The organism is Rhodococcus sp. BP22 (genome assembly GCF_014281965.1).
GTDB lineage: Bacteria > Actinomycetota > Actinomycetes > Mycobacteriales > Mycobacteriaceae > Rhodococcoides.
The window spans coordinates 766499-784286 of the sequence record NZ_JACFTB010000001.1; the positions used below are offsets into that span (position 1 = coordinate 766499).

Sequence of the window (17788 nt, forward strand, 5' to 3'; positions counted from 1 at the left end):
AGTGCCTCGTTTGGTTCTCGCCTCGGCGTCGCCTGCACGGCTCGAAGTTCTCCGCAAGGCGGGGATCGACCCAGTCGTGCGGGTGTCCGGGGTGGACGAGGACGCGCTCACCGCAGCGCTCGGACTCGATCCGGTACCCGAGGATGTGGTCGTAGCCTTGGCACTCGCCAAGGCGGAGGCAGTACTCGCCGAGTTCGACGACGCAGTGGTGGTCGGGTGCGATTCGATGTTGTCGATCGGCGACGAGCTACAGGGCAAACCTCACAGCGTCGAGGTGGCACGACGTAGGTGGGCTGCGATGGCAGGAAGATCAGGTGATCTTCTGACCGGCCACGCTGTCGTTCGAGTCGTGGACGGGAGATCGGTCGCGGTCGCGGCCGGGTGTAGTTCGACGAAGATCCATTTCAGTGAACCGTCGAGCGCCGACCTCGAGGCTTATCTCGCGTCGGGAGAGCCGTTGTCGGTGGCCGGCGCCTTCACGCTGGACGGCCTCGGTGGCTGGTTCGTCGACCGCATCGAGGGGGATCCGTCCAGCGTCATCGGGATCGGTCTACCGCTCGTCCGTCGACTTCTGGCCGATGTCGGCACGTCGTTGTCCGAGCTGTGGGCCGATTCAGGGAACCAATAGAGCTGTGATGTCGCGGGCCCACTCGGCAGCCTGCACCTTGGGCTTGACGTTCGAGGAGCTGTCGTGCCGGGCATGCTCGCCGACCTGTTGAGCGCCTAGTTCCACCAGCTTGTCGGCGATGATCTCGCCGCCGCGGTTGAACGTGTCCTCGTACACGCGGTCGCCCAGTCCGAACATGGCAAATCTGAGCCCGGAAAGATTGGGGCCGTCCTCAACTAGCGCGTCGTAGAAGGGGCCTGCTCCCGTCGGCAGTTCGCCTTCGCCGTAGGTGGAGCAGATGATGACGTGAAAGTCGTCGGTATCGATATCGGATACCTCATATTCGAGCATGTCACGCACGTCGACGTCATGATCGGTCATCACCTCGGCGATCTTGTCCGCAACCTCCTCGGCTGTACCGGTCTCCGAACCGAACAATACGACTACTGCCATGTCCACTCCCCTTCTCGAAACTTTCCTTGCAGGCCACCGAAAGAATCGGTAAGTGAGAATAGCCTCACCAGCAGTGGGGGTCTGATCCCACCTGCCCTCCGCGGGCACGACGGGTGTCCACGGGCGGCTCTGCACTCCGAGCGCAGCTCCCTCGACTCACCGAGCGCCTAGGATCGACAGAGTCAGATCGATTCGATCACTCCTAGGAGCGAAGAAGAAGTGCCCGTAGCAGCAGACCCCACGCCCACGTTTTCCGACTATGCGCACCCAGATCGACTGGTGTCCACTCAATGGCTGTCCGCACATCTCGGCACTCCCGGCCTCAGGGTCGTCGAATCGGATGAGGATGTGCTCCTCTACGACGTCGGCCACATTCCGGGTGCGGTAAAGATCGATTGGCATGTCGATCTCAACGACCCGATCACACGGGACTACATCGATGGAGATCAGTTCGCGGCACTGCTCGGCCGCAAGGGCATCTCTCGCGACGACACCATCGTGATCTACGGCGACAAGAGCAACTGGTGGGCCGCCTACGCACTGTGGGTATTCACCTTGTTCGGACACCAGGATGTCCGGCTGCTCGACGGTGGCCGAGACGCATGGCTGGCCGAGAACCGCGAAACAACCCTCGACGTCCCCGAGTATCCGGTGACGGAATACCCGGTGGTGGAGCGAAACGACGCACCGATACGAGCATTCGCTGCGGACGTCCTCACGAGCCTGGGCACGATTCCGCTCATCGACGTGCGTTCACCGGCGGAGTATACCGGAGAACGTACCCACATGCCCGACTATCCGGAGGAAGGGGCACTGCGCGGCGGTCACATACCTACCGCGGTCAGCATCCCCTGGGCCAAGGCTGCGGCCCCCGACGGTCGCTTCCGTACCAAGGCAGAGCTCGAGGAGATCTACGCCGACTACCTCGCTAGTGAGAAGGTGATCGCGTACTGCCGGATAGGCGAGCGATCGAGCCACACCTGGTTCGTGTTGACTCATCTTCTCGGTCACGAATCGGTTCGGAACTACGACGGTTCGTGGACCGAGTGGGGTAACGCAGTTCGGGTACCGATTGCACGCGGCGAGGAGCCTGGCTCCGCACCCGTGAAGGCCTGATCATGGCCGAGTTGCCGGAGTCGCTCTCCGAGATCGTCGAGGATTTCGCGGCCGTCGAGGGCCAGGACAAGCTTCAACTGCTCCTCGAGTTCAGCCGTGAGCTTCCCGGGTTGCCCGAGCATTTGGAACAGGCAGCCATGGAGCCGGTGCCCGAATGCCAGTCACCGCTGTTCCTGTCCGTGGACAGCGCGGATCGAGATGCGGTCAAGCTGTATTTCAGTGCGCCGCCGGAAGCACCGACGACGAGAGGTTTCGCCTCGATACTTCACCAGGGTCTCGACGGACATTCGGCGCAGGACATTCTCGCTGTGCCGGATGACTTCTACCTTGCGCTCGGTCTCGGAGATGCCGTGAGTCCTCTGCGACTGCGCGGAATGTCGGCGATGCTCTCGCGCATCAAGCGACATGTGAGATGAAGCTCGAGTAGAGACGACCTCGATCCGCTGGTCGAGGTCGTCTTGATCGATACACTTGCGGGTCGGTACACTCGTTGTCGGACACGGTGTGCGCGATTCGGCAGGTCTGGTTGCGCTCACCGTGGTTGTTTGTTCATCCCGCGTGAGAGTTGGTTGCTGTCGAATGGAGTTCACCGAGTTGGCGGACTACGCCATACCCGCAGGCACCATCACGGAGTGGATTCCCAGCGTCGGACCCCACGCGAGCACTCCGGTCCTGGCCGGCTGGCAGCCGGACGACCGCCCCACGTCGTATGTGCACGAGGCGCACCTGCGCGACAGTTTGGACAGTCCCCGCCAGGGTCGGGAGAGTTGGTTGGGCGCGGCGTTCGATATCGAAGGCCCGCTCGACAAGCCTGCGTTCCGACGTGCCGTGCTCGCGTGGATCGATCGCCACGAGTCGATGCGTTCACACGCAGCCATCGATGTCGACGGCGGGGAGCTGAGCCGAGTCACCGCCGCTGAAGGCACCGTCGAAGTCTGGCAGGTCGAGCAGGAGCGCTGTGAGCTCTCCAGCGAGGTGTTGGACCATCTGCAGTACTTGTTCGACGAATACACCTCCCCTCTCGCCTGGCCCGCATATGCGTTCGTGACAGTAGAGCCACTGGAAACGCGGGACACCGGAAAGGTGACTGTCTTCTTCGCCGCCGATCACTCCATCATCGACGGCCTGTCCACTGTTCTGGTTGCCCACGAGATATCCGCGTTGTACACCCAGGCCGTCGACGGCACAGCCGCCGCGCTGTTCGAGGCTGGTAGTTACTTGGACTTCGGGGTGTCCGAGCGCCGGATGCACGCCGAACTCGAGCACACTCACGATGCCGTGGTGACCTGGCGCCGCTTCCTCGACGCCGGCGACGGTCAGCTACCCGCCTTCCCTCTCGAAATCGGTGCCCCGAGCAGCGGTGACACACCCCAGGGCGGGCTGACCGATTGGATCCTCGACGCCGAACGGGCCGATTCCTTTTCTGTCGCGTGCCGCAAGACCGGAAACAGTATGTTCGCCGGACTGCTGGCCGCGTTGGCAATGGCCGGGGCGGAGCTGACCGGCCGGACCGAGTTCCGGACCATCACACCGGTACACACTCGGGATCAACCGCACTGGGCGTCGTCACTCGGGTGGTTCGTCGGGTTGTGCCCGCTCTCGTTCGATATCGCGGATGCGGAATCGTTCGGCGCGATCGTTGCGCGGGCCACTCAGCAGGTCACGGCAACCAAACCGGTAGCCCGGGTCCCACTCGACCGAGTCTTCCGCGCGCTGGGTGCCTCTGCGAAGCCGCGCTTCGTGGTGTCGTTCATGGATGTGCGTTTTGCGCCGATGGCCGAGCGGTGGGACGACTGGAACGCCCGGGCATTGCGCAGCAAGCAGTACGACCACGACGTCTACATCTGGATCAACCGAACACCGCGCGGGGTGAACATCTCGGCGCGCTACCCCAATAACGACATCGCAACCGCACACGTTCACCGCTACATCGGCGTACTGCGGCGAATTCTCGACGAGGTGGTCGACACAGGAACGGCGTCGCTGACCTCTATGGTGAGCAGCGGCCCGGCATTGAACAGCGCATCGTTCTCTCCGACACCTACCAATCAGTAGGGACCTCCGGCTTTTTTGGGTCTGTTCCCTGTAACCACCATCCAGTTTCGGATGTGTCGGCGACTGTGCTTACACTCCGAATAGACGCCCGTAACCGAGCGGCGGAAAAACGCCGCGCACGGAACACTTGAAACCACAGGAGGCTCAGTGCCCAGCCACGCCAGCGCGCATATCACCAAGGTGCTTGTCGCCAATCGCGGCGAGATTGCAGTTCGGGTGATACGAGCAGCAGCGGATGCCGGCCTGACCAGTGTCGCGGTATACGCCGAACCTGACGCCGATGCCCCGTTCGTGCGCCTTGCCGATGAAGCCTTCGCTCTCGGTGGACAGACATCTGCCGAGTCGTACCTGGTGATCGACAAGATCCTCGACGCCGCCAAGAAGTCCGGCGCCGACGCCATTCACCCCGGCTACGGATTCCTGTCCGAAAACGCCGAATTCGCCCAGGCCGTTATCGACGCCGGGTTGATCTGGATCGGACCGTCCCCGCAGTCGATTCGCGATCTCGGCGACAAGGTCACGGCCCGCCACATCGCCGCCCGCGCCAAAGCGCCTTCGGTGCCCGGCACTTCCGAGCCGGTCAAAGACGCAAACGAAATCCTCGCCTTCGTCGACGAACACGGTCTACCGATCGCCATCAAGGCAGCCTTCGGTGGCGGCGGACGCGGCATGAAGGTTGCCCGCACCCGCGAAGAGATTCCAGAGCTGTTCGATTCGGCCACCCGCGAAGCGATCTCCGCGTTCGGTCGCGGTGAGTGCTTCGTCGAGCGCTACCTGGACAAGCCGCGCCACGTCGAGGCACAGGTCATCGCCGACCAGCACGGCAACGTCGTCGTCGCCGGCACCCGCGACTGCAGTCTGCAGCGCCGTTTCCAGAAGCTCGTCGAAGAAGCGCCTGCGCCGTTCCTCACCGACGCCCAGCGCGCCGAAATCCATTCCTCCGCGAAAGCAATCTGCCGCGAAGCCGGCTACTACGGCGCAGGCACCGTCGAATATCTCGTGGGCCAGGACGGACTCGTCTCGTTCCTCGAGGTCAACACCCGCCTGCAGGTCGAGCATCCCGTCACCGAGGAGACCTCGGGCATCGACCTGGTACTGCAGCAGTTCCGCATCGCCAACGGAGAAGAACTCTCCATCACCGAAGACCCCACGCCGCGCGGACACTCGTTCGAGTTTCGCATCAATGGTGAAGATGCAGGCCGCGGCTTCCTGCCTGCTCCCGGACCGGTCACCACCTTCGTCGCTCCCTCGGGTCCCGGCGTACGCGTCGACTCCGGTGTCGAATCCGGCTCCGTGATCGGCGGCCAGTTCGACTCCATGCTCGCCAAGCTCATCGTCACCGGTGCCACCCGCGAAGAAGCCCTCGCACGCTCACGTCGCGCGCTGGCCGAGTTCAAGGTCGAGGGCCTGGCAACGGTCATCCCGTTCCACGCTGCCGTGGTCTCCGATCCCGCCTTCATCGGCGACGGCACGAAGTTCGACGTCCACACCCGCTGGATCGAGACCGAGTGGGACAACCAGGTCGAACCGTTCACCGCCGGTGAACCTCTCGACGAGGACGAGGTACTCCCCCGCCAGTCCGTCGTGCTGGAGGTCGGTGGCCGTCGCGTCGAGGTCTCGCTCCCCGGCCAGTTCTCACTCGGCGGCGGCGGCGCCGCAACCGACGGTGCGATCCGTCGTAAGCCGAAGGCTCGTAAGCGCGGTGGCTCGAACGCAGGCGCAGCATCCGGCGATGCCGTCACCGCTCCGATGCAGGGCACTGTCGTCAAGGTTGCCGTCGAAGAGGGTCAGGAAGTCGCCGAGGGCGATCTCATCGCTGTCCTCGAGGCGATGAAGATGGAAAACCCGGTCAACGCCCACAAGGCAGGGATCGTCACCGGCCTGTCCGTGCAGCCGGGATCGGCCATCACTCAGGGCACGGTGCTCGCCGAACTGAAGTAACACGATCCATACCGACGTCCGGGTTAGTCTGTACTCATGGCAGACAACCCGGACGTTCGTGTTGGTACGGCCGAGCGTGAACAGGCCCTTTCCGCTCTGAGCCAGCATTTCAGCGATGGGCGGCTCACCCTTCCCGAATTCGACGAGCGGAGCGCCGTGGTTGCGTCCGCCAACACACGAGGGCAGCTGGACTCGCTGTTCACCGACCTTCCTTCGCCATCCCTGAGTCCGACCGCCTCGACTCCGTTGGACCTGAGGAAGTCGGCTCCTCCCGCAAACACGGACGAGCACGACGGCGCCGACGGGTGGGACTGGCGCAAGACAGCGATGGCAGTGACCCCGATCGTCGCGCTGATCCTGTTCTTCGTCGTCCCCGTCTCCCATAGTTGGTTGTTCTTCCTGCTCATCCCACTTGTCGGTGCAATCGTCACCGGTGGAAATCGGTCCAGGCGGCGCGATCGGTGACTGCGATCGATCCCCCGAGAACACTGTTGTTCGATGTGTTCGGCACCGTGGTGGATTGGCGTACGAGCATTTCTCGCGAGGTCGCCGCGGTCACAGCGGCTCAGGTAGATTCACTCGCTTTCGCTGATCGGTGGCGCAGTCTCTACCAGCCGGCTATGGAACAGGTGCGGTCCGGCGCGCGCCCCTTCACCAGACTCGATGTACTGCACCTGGAGAGTCTTCGAATAGTACTCTCCGAGTTCGGAGTTCGAATTCCCGAACCCTCGATTCTCGCTCTGAATCTCGCGTGGCACCGCTTGGACCCGTGGCCGGATTCGGTAGCGGGCATCGGCCGCCTGAAGTCCACGTTCGTCGTTGCACCGCTGTCCAACGGGAACATTTCGCTTCTGTTGGACATGGCCAAGAACGCCGGCCTTCCCTGGGATGTAATCCTCGGTGCGGAGCCGGCGCGCGCGTACAAGCCGTTGCCCGACGCGTACCTCCGCACCGCTGACATCCTCGGCCTACGTCCCGAGCAGTGCATGATGGTCGCGGCTCACAACAGTGATCTGATGGCAGCCAGAGACTGCGGATTTCGAACAGCTTTCGTTTCTCGACCGCGGGAATACGGGCCCTCGCAGACGGAAGACGTTGTTCCGCAGTCGGACTGGACGTACAGCGTGCACTCGATCACCGAATTGGCTACGGCCCTTCACTGCTGAGATGCATCGCGGTATCTATCAGATTGCCGAAATGCTGCTCACTACTTGATGTCGACCATTCCTCACAGCGCTTCGGCCTATTGCACTGCCTCGATACGGCTACCGACCGCATGGACGACGACGATCTGCGGATTCCACGGCACCAGGGCGTCGATCGATTTTTCGAGTTCGCCGATCGGCGGAAGATCCTGAGGGCCCAGTACTTCGATCACCGCGGTGTCGGCCTGCCAGGTGACGGATCCGACCTGAGCATCCGGAACGGATGCGAGCCATTGCTCTGCCGCGTCGTGAATCTGACGCACCCAGAGTGAGGTAAGAGAATTGATCACCATGGGAATGGCCACGACGACGAGCGCTGATGCCAACAGAAGAAATACGCGACCATGTCGCGGCGACTCCGTGGTGCGGCTTTCTCTGGCGTAGCCGGCGACAACCAGCACCAGGGTGGAGGTGATCACCATGGCAACCACGTTCGAGGCGAACAACACCAGAGCACCGAGCGCAAGCGAGGGTGCCCCGGATCCGAGGCAGACACCGACGACGGCAAGTGGCGGAACCAGCGAGATTGCGATAGCCACGCCGGGAAGCACATCACCGACGTCACGACGAGTAATGGCAATGGATCCGGCAAAGCCCGTGGCAATCGCAGCCATGAGGTCGGCCAATGTCGGGGAGGTCCGTCCGAGAACCTGAGAGTTGGTCAACACGTTGGTCGGGTTGAGCAGAACCTGCGCGAACAGGTATCCGAACGCCACGACCAACAGGAGCCCCAACAGCACATGTACCGCACTCCTGAACACGAGTGCTCCACGACCGGTGGCAATCCCGAGGCCCGCACCGAGAATTGGTGTCGACAATGGAGCTACGATCATCGCCCCGATGACGGTGGCCGTCGAGTCTGCAACCACACCCGCGACTGCGATGATTCCGGAAAGGGTGAGCATGATCCAGAATGCCGACCGCTTTGCACCACTGTCTCCGACCGCGAGATCCAACCGATCGTCGAGTTCCTCGAGACTTCGACGCTGACTGTCCGGGACCAAAAATGCAAGCATCTCCCAGCCTTTCGAAAAACGGAAGCCAGCGATCGCGCTTACACGGTAGCCCGCTTTCAGCGAGTGCGTACTTAAAACCGAGCACACCGAACCTGCCTGCTCGGTGACGGAGAACCGGTCGGGGCGCGCGTCCGATTACTGCGCGTCGAGATCCACCCCGCACGATCGGGTTCCTTCGTGCGGGGCGAACACCCAACGCCGGTGGCCGATTTCTGCCGCACCGAAAGTGGAGTCCCACTCTTGTTCTGGGTCGCAGAGCTCAACGAGAGCATCTTGACCTGCTGGTCATATTTTCGTTCCGACGTAGTCACAAAGCCCCAGTTCGAGACCGAATGTGGGACACTCACGAAGGACAAGCCGGTACACAGCCCCACCTACTGCACGTAGTTCGCGAACACGCATCTGCGCATCGGTTGGGATGGCCACAGCTTTCCGGCGGTCAGTTCTCTCCAAGAGAAGGGCTAAAGATGCTACACACAGACATACCAAGCCAGGCAGAGATCATCGACCTAGCTTCCACCGAGGGAAGAACTTGCGTGTCGATCTACACACCGACCGCAGACACGGTACGAGATCATGATCGCGTGCAGCGTGAATTTGCCGGTCAGGTGCGCTCGGCACTAGCGCAGATCGAAGACTCCGACGAGCGAGCAACTATCGAGCAGTCATTCGAGGCGCTCACCGAATGGTCGGAATTCTGGCGATACCAATCGCGCACCCTTGTCGTTCACGCAACGACCGAACGCATCCGTAGTTATCGCTTGCCCAACCGCCTTACGGCCGTGACATTCGCCGGCGACCGCTTTTACCTCAAGCCCATGCTCCGCACCACATCGTTTCCGCAGACTGCGTTCGTCCTGGCATTGGCCGAGGGTGGCGTGCGGTTGGTCGACGTCTCCGCCGACCAACCGCCTGCGGAGGTGAGTGTGCCCGGTCTGCCGACGGACCTCGAGTCCGAGCTCGGCAAGCCCGAGCGCAGCGGTTACGGCCCCGGTGGAAGGCCCCACAACCCGGACAGTCGTATGACCCGTATTCGGCAATTCACCCGCATCGTCGACCAGGCTCTGCGCACCACTTTGATCGGTCGCGGCATTCCTTTGATCCTCGCTGCAGCCGACCCCATCGCTTCGATCTACCGCGGCACCACTACCTACCCGGGGCTGCTGCCACAGGGCATCGAAGGCAATCCGCAGGCGCTCAGCGACGGCGCTTTGGCCGACGCTGCCCGCACCGTGCTGGACAATCACTACCGCGACCAACTGTTCGACCTGCGTCGACTCTTCGACGAGCGCAAGTCGCAGGGCCGCGGATTGACCGATGTCGCGGACGTCGCGAAGGCTGCCACGTACGGCGCGATCAGCACGGTAATGGTCGACATCGAGAGCATCGTCCCGGGTACCGTCGATCCAGGTACCGGTGACGTGCACTTCACGGACTCCGACGACGCACAGGTCTATGGCGTGGTGGACGAGATAACCCGGCGCGCTTTGCTGTCCGGCGCGACGGTGACCGCCGTTCGAAGCGAAGATATGCCCGACGGCGCACAGATCGCGGCGATCCTGCGATACAAGAGCTGATCTGAGCTTCCCGCCCGTTCGCGGGCGGGAACTCTTCACCCGGCGTCGATCGGCCCTCGTTCGCTTCTACTTGCGCGCAATAATGTATGCCTGCGGTTGAAGCTCGGATCCTGTCGGCGCACGGACTACCCGAACCTCCACCTGAAATCCATTCTTGGACAATTGATCCGAGATTTCCTCAGGAGATAGACGGTAGACGTCGTACGCGACGGCATGACCGTAAGCCTGCTCGATCCGTACTCGCTCGTCTCCGACCTGGAACGAGAGTAGAAGCAATCCGCCCGGGGCAAGGACCCGCCAGAACTCGGTGAAGACCACGGTCAGGAGCTTCGGTGGGGTATGAATTATCGAATACCATGCGACTACCCCCTCGAGGCTTCCGCCTGCGAGGTTCAGATCGAGTATCGAACCGACGTCGAATTGCAATGCAGGATAGCCTCTTCGGGCGATGTCGATCATCGTCGGAGACACATCGATCCCGACAGTAGTAAGCCCGTGGCCGTGGAGGTACTCCGAAACCCGACCGGGTCCACACCCGGCGTCGAGAACACGCGTGCCTCCACCGGCAATCACCATGTCCGCAAACGTGTCCAACAATCGCCGATCGAGTGGCTTGTGTGAGAGTTCATCTCGAAGTAGCTCGACATAGCTGTGCGCGACCGCATCGTAGGCAGTTCTTGTCATATCCACATGGTCGATGTCCATAGCACCCCTCTCGCAATAGAATTCGATCACGACTCTCCCCTAGCGGTAGTCGTGATCGATGCCCGTCGCCCAGTCCGAACATTCGACGGTGACGACGTCGAATCTACTGCGTAGAAACGCCCGTGCACCCGCGTCGCCACTCGAGGTGGCAATCACTTCGTCCCAATGCTCACTCCCGAACACCACGGGGTGTCCGGGAGTGCCGCCGAATACCGCGCGAGCCAGATGCGACGGCGATTTTCGGGCCGTATCAAGCACCGCGCGTACAACCTCGGGACCCACATCGGGAGTGTCGACGACATGGACGACCGCGTACGAGAAGCCCTCGGCCGCGGACAGTCCAGCCTTCAGCGAGGCACTCATCCCGACGGACCAGTCGTGAGCGTGCACAGCGATCGCCCCGTCCGGTATCGCGCTGTCTGCGGCGCCGAGTACCACGATCGTCTTCTCGCATCCACCTTCGAGCAGGGCGCGCACGGCGATGTCGAGCCACCGGCCTTCGTCAGCGAGCACTTTCGGTGATCCGTAGCGGGTGCCGGCACCTGCGGCCAACAGCACCCCGATCGCATCGCCCGTCAACAGTTTCTCCTTCGGAAGTTTCGATGTCCGCTGCGCGGTAATCGTGCATCTGCCTCGCCTACTCGACTAGCCCATCACCGCTCTCGCCCACTCGACCAGGGGTACGAGTTCACGCCAGGTATCGCGCACGTGCACCATCGCGGCGGACGTCTCGAGCCAGTCCGGTGATCCGAAGTGTTTCGACGCCGTCAAGGATTTGTGTCTGAGCAGGCCGATTCGAGGATGGTCGAGCTCGTATCCACGCGGCTTGGTTTTCAGCTGGTCTCCACCGATCTCGAACCCGGCCGCGGTCAAGGTCGTCACCAATTTTTCCAGTTCTACCCCACGCACGTCGTTGTCCACCGCTTCTCGATAGCGGGCAATGCCGTCGGTGGTCGAACCATAGAATCCGCCTGCGACGAAGAGCCCGGCTGGATCGATCTGTACGTAGAAGCCGAGGCTTTCCCCGCTCGCGACGAACCCGCCTTGATGCGTCTTGTACGGCGTCTTGTCCTTGGAGAATCGGACGTCTCGATACGGGCGGAATACTTTCCCTTCACCGAACTCCGCTTCCAGCTCTGCGAGCAACGCGGTCATGGGCGCTTTGACCGACTCGTCGTAGACGGATTTATGAGCAGCCCACCACGTCTTGCTGTTGTCCGCTTCGAGGTCCTCGTAGAAGTCCAGCGCAGCAAAAGGAATACCGGTGAAAGCCATATTCGTCATCCTAGGAGGAAAGCTGACGCAGCTCTGCCGCGAACCGAGCCAGAGCCGCCTCGCGGCATCGAAAATCGGTTCATTCGGCGGTGATGCGGGCTCGCGCGGTGTCGCTGTGTTTACCCACTACGACCGAGCTGCCGGCTTCAGCCAATCCCATGACGGGCATGTTCGAGTAGATCGACTCGTGTCGGCCGATGCCGATACGGTAGGTCTCGTGGTAAACCCCGACGTCGCCACTGGCGCCGACTCGCCGGTTGAATGCCTTCCATGCCGGTAGGTGAGGATCGTTCGGGTTCTTTGCGAACGCTTCGAGCTGATCGAAGCTGCGCCAGTACTGCACCACGGTCACAGTGCGTCCACCCATCGATATCCGGGCACCCAGCAGTCCTTTGTCGGGGTGCAGTTTCAGCTCTCGCAGCATGCGAGGCATCGCCAGAAAAGGGCCGATCCACTTGTGAATCTTCCATATCTTGTTGATACGGATCCCGATGAGGAAGACGACGAAGTCGCCGTCTATTCGTGCGGTGTATCGCCCGGTCTGTATTCGATGGTCCATGGGCGCGTTCCCTTCGCTCATTCCGTGTGCGATCACGGTTCGGATAGTTCCTCTATCTACAATGGATAGTGCTACTATCCGAGTATGGAGTCAAGGGCCGACCAGTGAGGGTTTCCGAACTCGGTCGACGCAGCGGAGTATCGGTCGCCTCGATCAAGTACTACCTGCGTGAGGGTCTGCTCACCGCTGGTGTGCAGACAGCCACAAACCAGGCCGTCTACGGCGATCAGCACGTTCGAAGGTTGCGCCTGATCCGCTCGCTCATCGACATCGGCGGCCTGTCCATCTCACACGTTCGCGCCACGCTGGCTGCCGTCGACGACGAGTCGATGTCGCTTCACGACGCATTCGGGGCGGTGATGCACGGTCTCGACGAGACCCCACCCGAGAACGAAGACACCGAAGTTGCGACTGCCTACCGCGAAGTGCAGGAATGGCTTTCGATCAGGGACTGGCGCATCGAGCCGGACGCGCCCGCGCCGTATCGGCTCGCCGAGCTCCTCGCCACGCTGCGCCGGTTCGGCTTTCCGACTACCCTCACCGACTTCGACAGTGCCGCCGACACCGCCGAGCGGACCGCAGAAGCCGAAGTGAAGTACGCCCGAGCTATGCCGGACCGCACAACTGCGGTCGAGACGATGCTCATCGGGACCGTCGTACTCGAGCGCGCACTCGTCGAGGTCCGGCGACTCGCGCTCGAAGCCGCAAGCTTCCGGATCGACGGCAGCGCACGCACCGTCACGCCGACGGAACCGTCATGAGCGGGGATCACTCGACGGCTGGGGAGCACTGGACGGCCGACTCACGATGACCCGCCAGTTCTTCGTCGATCGCCAATAGAGGTATGCGATCAGACCGAGCGGAATCGGAAGCAGCCACGTTGCCATCCGGAACAACACCACGGCCGCAACCAGTTCTCCTTGTTGAGTCGTGGTCATGCCGACTCCGAGAACTGCGATCAGAACGGCGTCGGCAACCCCGAGGCCGCCAGGGGTGGGTGCGAGGAGCACTGCCAACGACATGGCACCGAAGGCGACCACGATCCGATCCCAGCCCACTTCGTCACTGCTCGTACCCATCAGCCGAAGAGCCACGCCGAGCGCGAGTGCCCCGAGCAATTGCGAGAGCAACATCGTCGCAGTCAACGACCGCCAACAGGTACGTACCCGGGCAAGGAGATGTTCGCGGAAGTCGGTTATGACCTGCTCCATGTCTCGTGGAGCGATCCGCTCGAACCGCCCTGCCAACATGTTTCGGCCACGGGTGAGTGCTCGGCCGACACGACGAGCAAATGCATCGTTGGTGATCACGAGCGCGACGAGTAGGCAGATCGCGGTGACGACCACGCATGTGCCGACGGCAATCAAGACTTCCGACCCCGATGTTGTCCCGAAGAACACGAGAAACACGAGAGCGACCGACATCAACACATACCGCGACAGATTGGTCCAGATGCCGATCGTGATGATCGACGTCGAACTGTCTGCCAGCGTGAAACCCCAGGATCGGTACATTCCGAACGTCAAACCTGTTGCGACCGTGCCGCCCTCAGGAACAGTGTTGGTGAGCGCAAGTGATGCAGTCCGTGCGACACCGGCCTGTGCGATGGTCAGGCCGGGCAACGTGTAGATCATCGGCCACAACATCGACGCCAGATAGAGCAGCCCGAAAACGCTCGAGATGAGAACATCGACCAACGAAATCGAACTCAGTGCATCCGATACCGCACCCGAATTTCCGACCGTGCGATAGACCAGCCACATGACGAGCGCGACCACCCCGTACGACAGGACGGCAGTAGCGACCTTACGGACAGGGCTGGGCGTCATCGGTCGTAGAAGGTCTGCAGAATGATCGTGCTTCGAGTCCGAACATTCGCTGTTGCGCGAATCTCTTGCAGTAAGCCCTCGAGGCTGCGCGGCGATTCCACTCGAACGAGAAGAACGTAACTCTCCTCCCCCGCCACCGAATGGCACGATTCGATGGCGGCGATGTGGCGAAGACGCGCGGGTGCATCGTCGGGCTGCGCGGGGTCGATAGGCGTGATGGCAACGAACGCGGACAGCGGGCGTCCCAGCGCATCCGGATCCACCTGCGCGGTGTACCCACGGATGACTCGACGGGCCTCGAGGCGTCGGACACGAGACTGCACAGCGGACACCGAGAGGGTCGCCTTCTCTGCCAACGTTGCCAGAGTCGCGCGGCCGTCGGCGACCAGTTCGTCGATGATCAACCGGTCTATCCGGTCGAGGTTTTCGCTCACCTGCGCAATCTAGCTCAGTGCGACACGATTCGACCCACTGGACAGCACAGAAGGCCGCTGAAACTCGCCGAAATGTGTTCGAGTCAGGCGAACAACGGCGGCAGCGCGAAGATCATCACGGTGGACCAGATCACATGGGTCAGGATCGGCGCCAAGATGCCACCGGATGCGCGTCGTTGTAGGGCGAGAACGAAACCGAGCGTGATTGCAGCGAACGCAAGCATCGGGTTCCCGCTCGCCAGGGTGACCACCGTGTAGATGATGGTCGAGATCAGAACCGGCTTTCGACGACCGATCGCCGCAAACAGGGCGCCTCGAAAGAAGATCTCCTCGGCGACGCCGTTGAGCAGGGTGATGAACACGATCAGTGCCAGGGACCCGAACCGCGCATGCGCCAGCACATTCTCGGTGAAGTCTGCCAGCGGTGGGATCTGTCGCACGATCAATGCGCCGACGACGAAAACGGCACTTGCAGCAAGACCGGTGAGAATTGGGGTGATGATCGGCCGTCGCATCGAGCCGTTGAATCGGATCCGACCGAGATGCAAGGGGCCCGAGGCGAAGCCGCCTACGATCCAGGCCGCGGCAAGTCCGAGCGTCAGCGCATAGAACGCACTGTCACCAGGCTCGACCGACAGCGACAGACCCAGTAGCGTTGCCCCGACTACGAGCGTGATCACCACCACGATCCGGCGTCGCAAGAAGGCCTTGTCGGTTTCCTCGTGATCCCGATCGACCTTCTCTACGAGGGCCGACTTCACTACGTCGACCACGCTCGTCTGCCACGTCGCCATCAAGCCTCCCTAGTTTCTACCGTCGAACAGACGTCGTATTGCCGATCTCGTCCGGCCGGAAACGCTGTCCACGACATCGAGGTTCGTGCGCACCACCGCTGCGACAGGCCAGGAGTACAACAACGAACGCGCGCCGAGGGACTCGAACAGGTCCCACGTCGGTTTCGACGAGGCCGCCACGCCGTAGCGGCGGATCACCGACGCGTCGCCTCCGCTCCACGCTGCGTCAGTGACGGCAAGTCGCAGTGGATCCTTGAGTTCGCTCACTCCGGGCGGGGTGCCGACGCGGCCCTGCACACTGCGAAGCATCGCCTCCGCGATCGTGGTTCTACCGCCTTCGGGTTCACCGGCCACCTCGACGATCCGATCCTCCGACGTCGTCATCGTGTTGTGCAGTGAACCGACCAGGTCTTCGGCGAGCGCATCTGGAATGGGGATGATCTTGCCGATGACACGTCCGGCCAGCCCAGTAGGAATGCCTGGGGTGCGCAGCCCGACCCGGGTCAGTCCTGCCGCCTCCACGTACGCGAACAACAAATCTTGGTACGGCACAATGTCCGGGCCGCCGATGTCGTACGAGCCGGGGGGAACCGTGGAGCGGGCCGCCAGGAGATAGAACAGGACGTCGTCGACGGCGATGGGCTGCACCGGATGGCTCAACCAGCTCGGCAGCGGCAGCACCGGGAGCCTGTCGGCGAGATAGCGCAGCATCTCGTAGGAGGTGGAACCTGCACCGATAACGATGGCGGCGCGAAGCCACACGACCTCGACGCCGTCGACCGAGAGTGCCTCCCCGACGTCGGCTCGGCTCGCCAGATGCTCCGACAACTCTTCGCCCTCCGGCACGAAACCGCCAAGGTAGACGATCCGGCGCACACCGGCGGCTGCAGCCGCTTCGGCGAACTGCCGGGCCGAGGTCAAATCCTGACTGCGGTAGTCGGCTTGCCCGATCGCGTGGACCAGGTAGTACGCAACTTCGACATCGCCGGCTTGCTCGAAACCGTCGCGAAGCGAGAGTGGGTCACTTGCGTCGAGCGCGCAGGTGTCGACGTCGTGCCACCAGTCGAACCTCGTCAGCGTCTCGGGTTTCCTCGAGGCAGCACAGACGTCGTCACCCGCATTCAGCAAGGATGCGACCAACCTCGACCCTATGTATCCACTCGCGCCGGTAACGAGAACTCTCATGACTCGAGGCTAACGACATCGGATCGGCGCCGCCGCAGCAGCGGGGCCTGACGGCCTACCTGTGGCATTGTCGGGTGATGGCACTGGTACTGGCGGGCGTTCGGCTTTCCGTCCCCTTCGGGGGTCTGACTGCGGCAAAATTCGGTCGAGACGTGGCGCTGTCGAGCGCGCGTTGGGCCCGCGACACCGCCAACTTCGCGTGGGATCTTCCCGGTCGCGTCGAGACGTTGCTCGACGAGGTGACGACGCTCATGGCTCGCATCGACGAGGTTGTCACTGCCGCACAACTCGTCGTCATCGAGGCCGCGGTCACCACTCGCTCGGCCGAAGGCGTCGTCGATACGGCATCGAAAACGTCGGCGACCGCGTTCGAGTTGGTCGAATTGTTCGAGCCGATGGCGCAACAGGCGGCACCGTTCGCGCAAAAGTTCGTCGACCACCTGTCCGAGCAAGAAGTCGACGCCACCATCGCGATGGTCGACCAACTTCCCGAAATCGTCGAGCATATGAAAGCCGTCCTTCCGATCTTGGCCACACTCGACACAGTGTCGCCCGAAATTCACGAATTGCTCAACGTGACAAAGGATGTCCGACGCGCCGTCATCGGAATCCCTGGGTTCAAATTCCTACGCAAAAGGGGCGAGGAGAAATTGGCAGAGGAAGCCGAGGAGGAAGGCCACTGATTCCTCCTCGGCTCGCCACAGAAGCGGCACTACCAAGCGGGGGTCGATTCAGCCGTGTTCGGCAACGAGCCGATCGAATTCGGCCCGGTCGATCAACTGCGGCTCACCGATAGCGAGGGCCTCTGCGTACTTGTTCGCGAGCCGGTAGTCGTGCCCGAGTGGTCCTCGTTCGCCGTCCTCGTCGTCGGCCTGCGCGCTGGCCCCTGGCGGCACCTCGTTCTGCAAGCCATTGGTGCGTTCGCCGAGTCGAGCATCGAGTTTTGCGGAAATGATCTGCATTGTCTCTTGGTCGTCGGTCATCAACCTCCCGTACCCGTACCCGGTCGACTTCACACCTCGATAGTCGACGGGCCC

The 17788-nt window shown here is 62.3% G+C and carries 21 protein-coding genes; 10 read left to right on the forward strand and 11 right to left on the reverse strand.

Annotated elements, in window-relative coordinates:
- The first annotated feature begins 1 nt into the window (after position 1).
- The gene (locus H2510_RS03560; RefSeq protein ID WP_186626924.1) at positions 2 to 628 is read left to right on the forward strand and encodes a nucleoside triphosphate pyrophosphatase; all 627 of its coding nucleotides are present in this window, start codon (positions 2 to 4) and stop codon (positions 626 to 628) included.
- On the opposite strand, the gene H2510_RS03565 is transcribed toward H2510_RS03560, so the two are convergent.
- Positions 614 to 1060 (reverse strand): flavodoxin domain-containing protein, encoded by a 447-nt coding sequence (locus H2510_RS03565; RefSeq protein WP_186626925.1) that lies wholly within the window; start codon positions 1058 to 1060, stop codon positions 614 to 616. The genes H2510_RS03560 and H2510_RS03565 overlap by 15 nt on opposite strands.
- 219 nt (positions 1061 to 1279) lie before the next feature.
- On the opposite strand from H2510_RS03565, the gene H2510_RS03570 reads away from it, so the two are divergent.
- From H2510_RS03570 to H2510_RS03595, 6 genes are all read left to right on the forward strand, one after another.
- On the forward strand, positions 1280 to 2176 hold the full coding sequence (locus H2510_RS03570) for a sulfurtransferase (protein ID WP_186626926.1): 897 nt from the start codon (positions 1280 to 1282) through the stop codon (positions 2174 to 2176).
- 2 nt (positions 2177 to 2178) lie between these two features.
- Positions 2179 to 2592 carry a SufE family protein gene (locus tag H2510_RS03575; RefSeq protein WP_186626927.1) on the forward strand — a complete coding sequence of 138 codons (414 nt, stop codon included), beginning with the start codon at positions 2179 to 2181 and terminating at the stop codon, positions 2590 to 2592.
- A 163-nt stretch (positions 2593 to 2755) separates the two neighbouring features.
- On the forward strand, positions 2756 to 4231 hold the full coding sequence (locus H2510_RS03580) for a condensation domain-containing protein (RefSeq protein WP_186626928.1): 1476 nt from the start codon (positions 2756 to 2758) through the stop codon (positions 4229 to 4231).
- Positions 4232 to 4378: 147 nt separating this feature from the next.
- Positions 4379 to 6172: an acetyl/propionyl/methylcrotonyl-CoA carboxylase subunit alpha gene (locus H2510_RS03585; protein ID WP_186626929.1), complete on the forward strand. Its 1794-nt coding sequence runs from the start codon at positions 4379 to 4381 to the stop codon at positions 6170 to 6172.
- Positions 6173 to 6208: 36 nt separating this feature from the next.
- Positions 6209 to 6637, forward strand: coding sequence for a DUF1707 domain-containing protein (locus H2510_RS03590; protein WP_186626930.1), 429 nt, complete (start codon positions 6209 to 6211; stop codon positions 6635 to 6637).
- Positions 6634 to 7338, forward strand: a complete 705-nt coding sequence (locus H2510_RS03595) for a haloacid dehalogenase type II (RefSeq protein ID WP_315901202.1) — start codon at positions 6634 to 6636, stop codon at positions 7336 to 7338. Before H2510_RS03590 ends, H2510_RS03595 begins: the two co-directional genes overlap by 4 nt.
- A 77-nt stretch (positions 7339 to 7415) precedes the next feature.
- On the opposite strand, the gene H2510_RS03600 is transcribed toward H2510_RS03595, so the two are convergent.
- Positions 7416 to 8393, reverse strand: coding sequence for a TIGR00341 family protein (locus tag H2510_RS03600; RefSeq protein WP_186626931.1), 978 nt, complete (start codon positions 8391 to 8393; stop codon positions 7416 to 7418).
- A 536-nt stretch (positions 8394 to 8929) separates the two neighbouring features.
- On the opposite strand from H2510_RS03600, the gene H2510_RS03605 reads away from it, so the two are divergent.
- Complete coding sequence (locus tag H2510_RS03605) at positions 8930 to 9970, forward strand: hypothetical protein (RefSeq protein ID WP_315901203.1); 1041 nt, start codon at positions 8930 to 8932, stop codon at positions 9968 to 9970.
- Between the two features lie 66 nt (positions 9971 to 10036).
- Here H2510_RS03605 and H2510_RS03610 read toward each other — a convergent pair whose 3' ends face one another.
- The 4 genes from H2510_RS03610 to H2510_RS03625 all read right to left on the reverse strand — a co-directional run bounded on the left by H2510_RS03610 (position 10037) and on the right by H2510_RS03625 (position 12509).
- Positions 10037 to 10654, reverse strand: a complete 618-nt coding sequence (locus tag H2510_RS03610) for a class I SAM-dependent methyltransferase (protein ID WP_186626933.1) — start codon at positions 10652 to 10654, stop codon at positions 10037 to 10039.
- A 60-nt stretch (positions 10655 to 10714) separates the two neighbouring features.
- Positions 10715 to 11254 (reverse strand): NTP transferase domain-containing protein, encoded by a 540-nt coding sequence (locus H2510_RS03615; protein ID WP_186626934.1) that lies wholly within the window; start codon positions 11252 to 11254, stop codon positions 10715 to 10717.
- 66 nt (positions 11255 to 11320) lie between these two features.
- Complete coding sequence (locus tag H2510_RS03620) at positions 11321 to 11950, reverse strand: DUF2461 domain-containing protein (protein WP_186626935.1); 630 nt, start codon at positions 11948 to 11950, stop codon at positions 11321 to 11323.
- A gap of 79 nt (positions 11951 to 12029) precedes the next feature.
- Positions 12030 to 12509 (reverse strand): DUF4188 domain-containing protein, encoded by a 480-nt coding sequence (locus H2510_RS03625; RefSeq protein ID WP_222438164.1) that lies wholly within the window; start codon positions 12507 to 12509, stop codon positions 12030 to 12032.
- Positions 12510 to 12613: 104 nt separating this feature from the next.
- Here H2510_RS03625 and H2510_RS03630 point away from each other — a divergent pair, with 104 nt between their 5' ends.
- Positions 12614 to 13270, forward strand: a complete 657-nt coding sequence (locus tag H2510_RS03630) for a MerR family transcriptional regulator (RefSeq protein WP_186626936.1) — start codon at positions 12614 to 12616, stop codon at positions 13268 to 13270.
- Here H2510_RS03630 and H2510_RS03635 read toward each other — a convergent pair.
- From H2510_RS03635 to H2510_RS03650, 4 genes are all read right to left on the reverse strand, one after another.
- Positions 13265 to 14338: a YbhN family protein gene (locus tag H2510_RS03635; protein ID WP_186626937.1), complete on the reverse strand. Its 1074-nt coding sequence runs from the start codon at positions 14336 to 14338 to the stop codon at positions 13265 to 13267. The genes H2510_RS03630 and H2510_RS03635 overlap by 6 nt on opposite strands.
- Positions 14335 to 14772, reverse strand: coding sequence for an Lrp/AsnC family transcriptional regulator (locus H2510_RS03640; protein ID WP_186626938.1), 438 nt, complete (start codon positions 14770 to 14772; stop codon positions 14335 to 14337). The genes H2510_RS03635 and H2510_RS03640 overlap by 4 nt, the downstream gene beginning before the upstream one ends.
- An 83-nt stretch (positions 14773 to 14855) precedes the next feature.
- Entirely contained in the window at positions 14856 to 15566 is a 711-nt protein-coding gene (locus H2510_RS03645) for a CPBP family intramembrane glutamic endopeptidase (RefSeq protein WP_186626939.1), read from the reverse strand.
- A 9-nt stretch (positions 15567 to 15575) separates the two neighbouring features.
- On the reverse strand, positions 15576 to 16751 hold the full coding sequence (locus H2510_RS03650; protein ID WP_186626940.1) for an NAD(P)H-binding protein: 1176 nt from the start codon (positions 16749 to 16751) through the stop codon (positions 15576 to 15578).
- Between the two features lie 77 nt (positions 16752 to 16828).
- Between H2510_RS03650 and H2510_RS03655 the strand changes: the two genes are divergently transcribed.
- The gene (locus tag H2510_RS03655) at positions 16829 to 17434 is read left to right on the forward strand and encodes a ribulose 1,5-bisphosphate carboxylase large subunit (RefSeq protein WP_186626941.1); all 606 of its coding nucleotides are present in this window, start codon (positions 16829 to 16831) and stop codon (positions 17432 to 17434) included.
- Between the two features lie 48 nt (positions 17435 to 17482).
- On the opposite strand, the gene H2510_RS03660 is transcribed toward H2510_RS03655, so the two are convergent.
- Complete coding sequence (locus tag H2510_RS03660; RefSeq protein WP_186626942.1) at positions 17483 to 17734, reverse strand: modification methylase HgiDII; 252 nt, start codon at positions 17732 to 17734, stop codon at positions 17483 to 17485.
- Positions 17735 to 17788 lie beyond the last annotated feature (54 nt).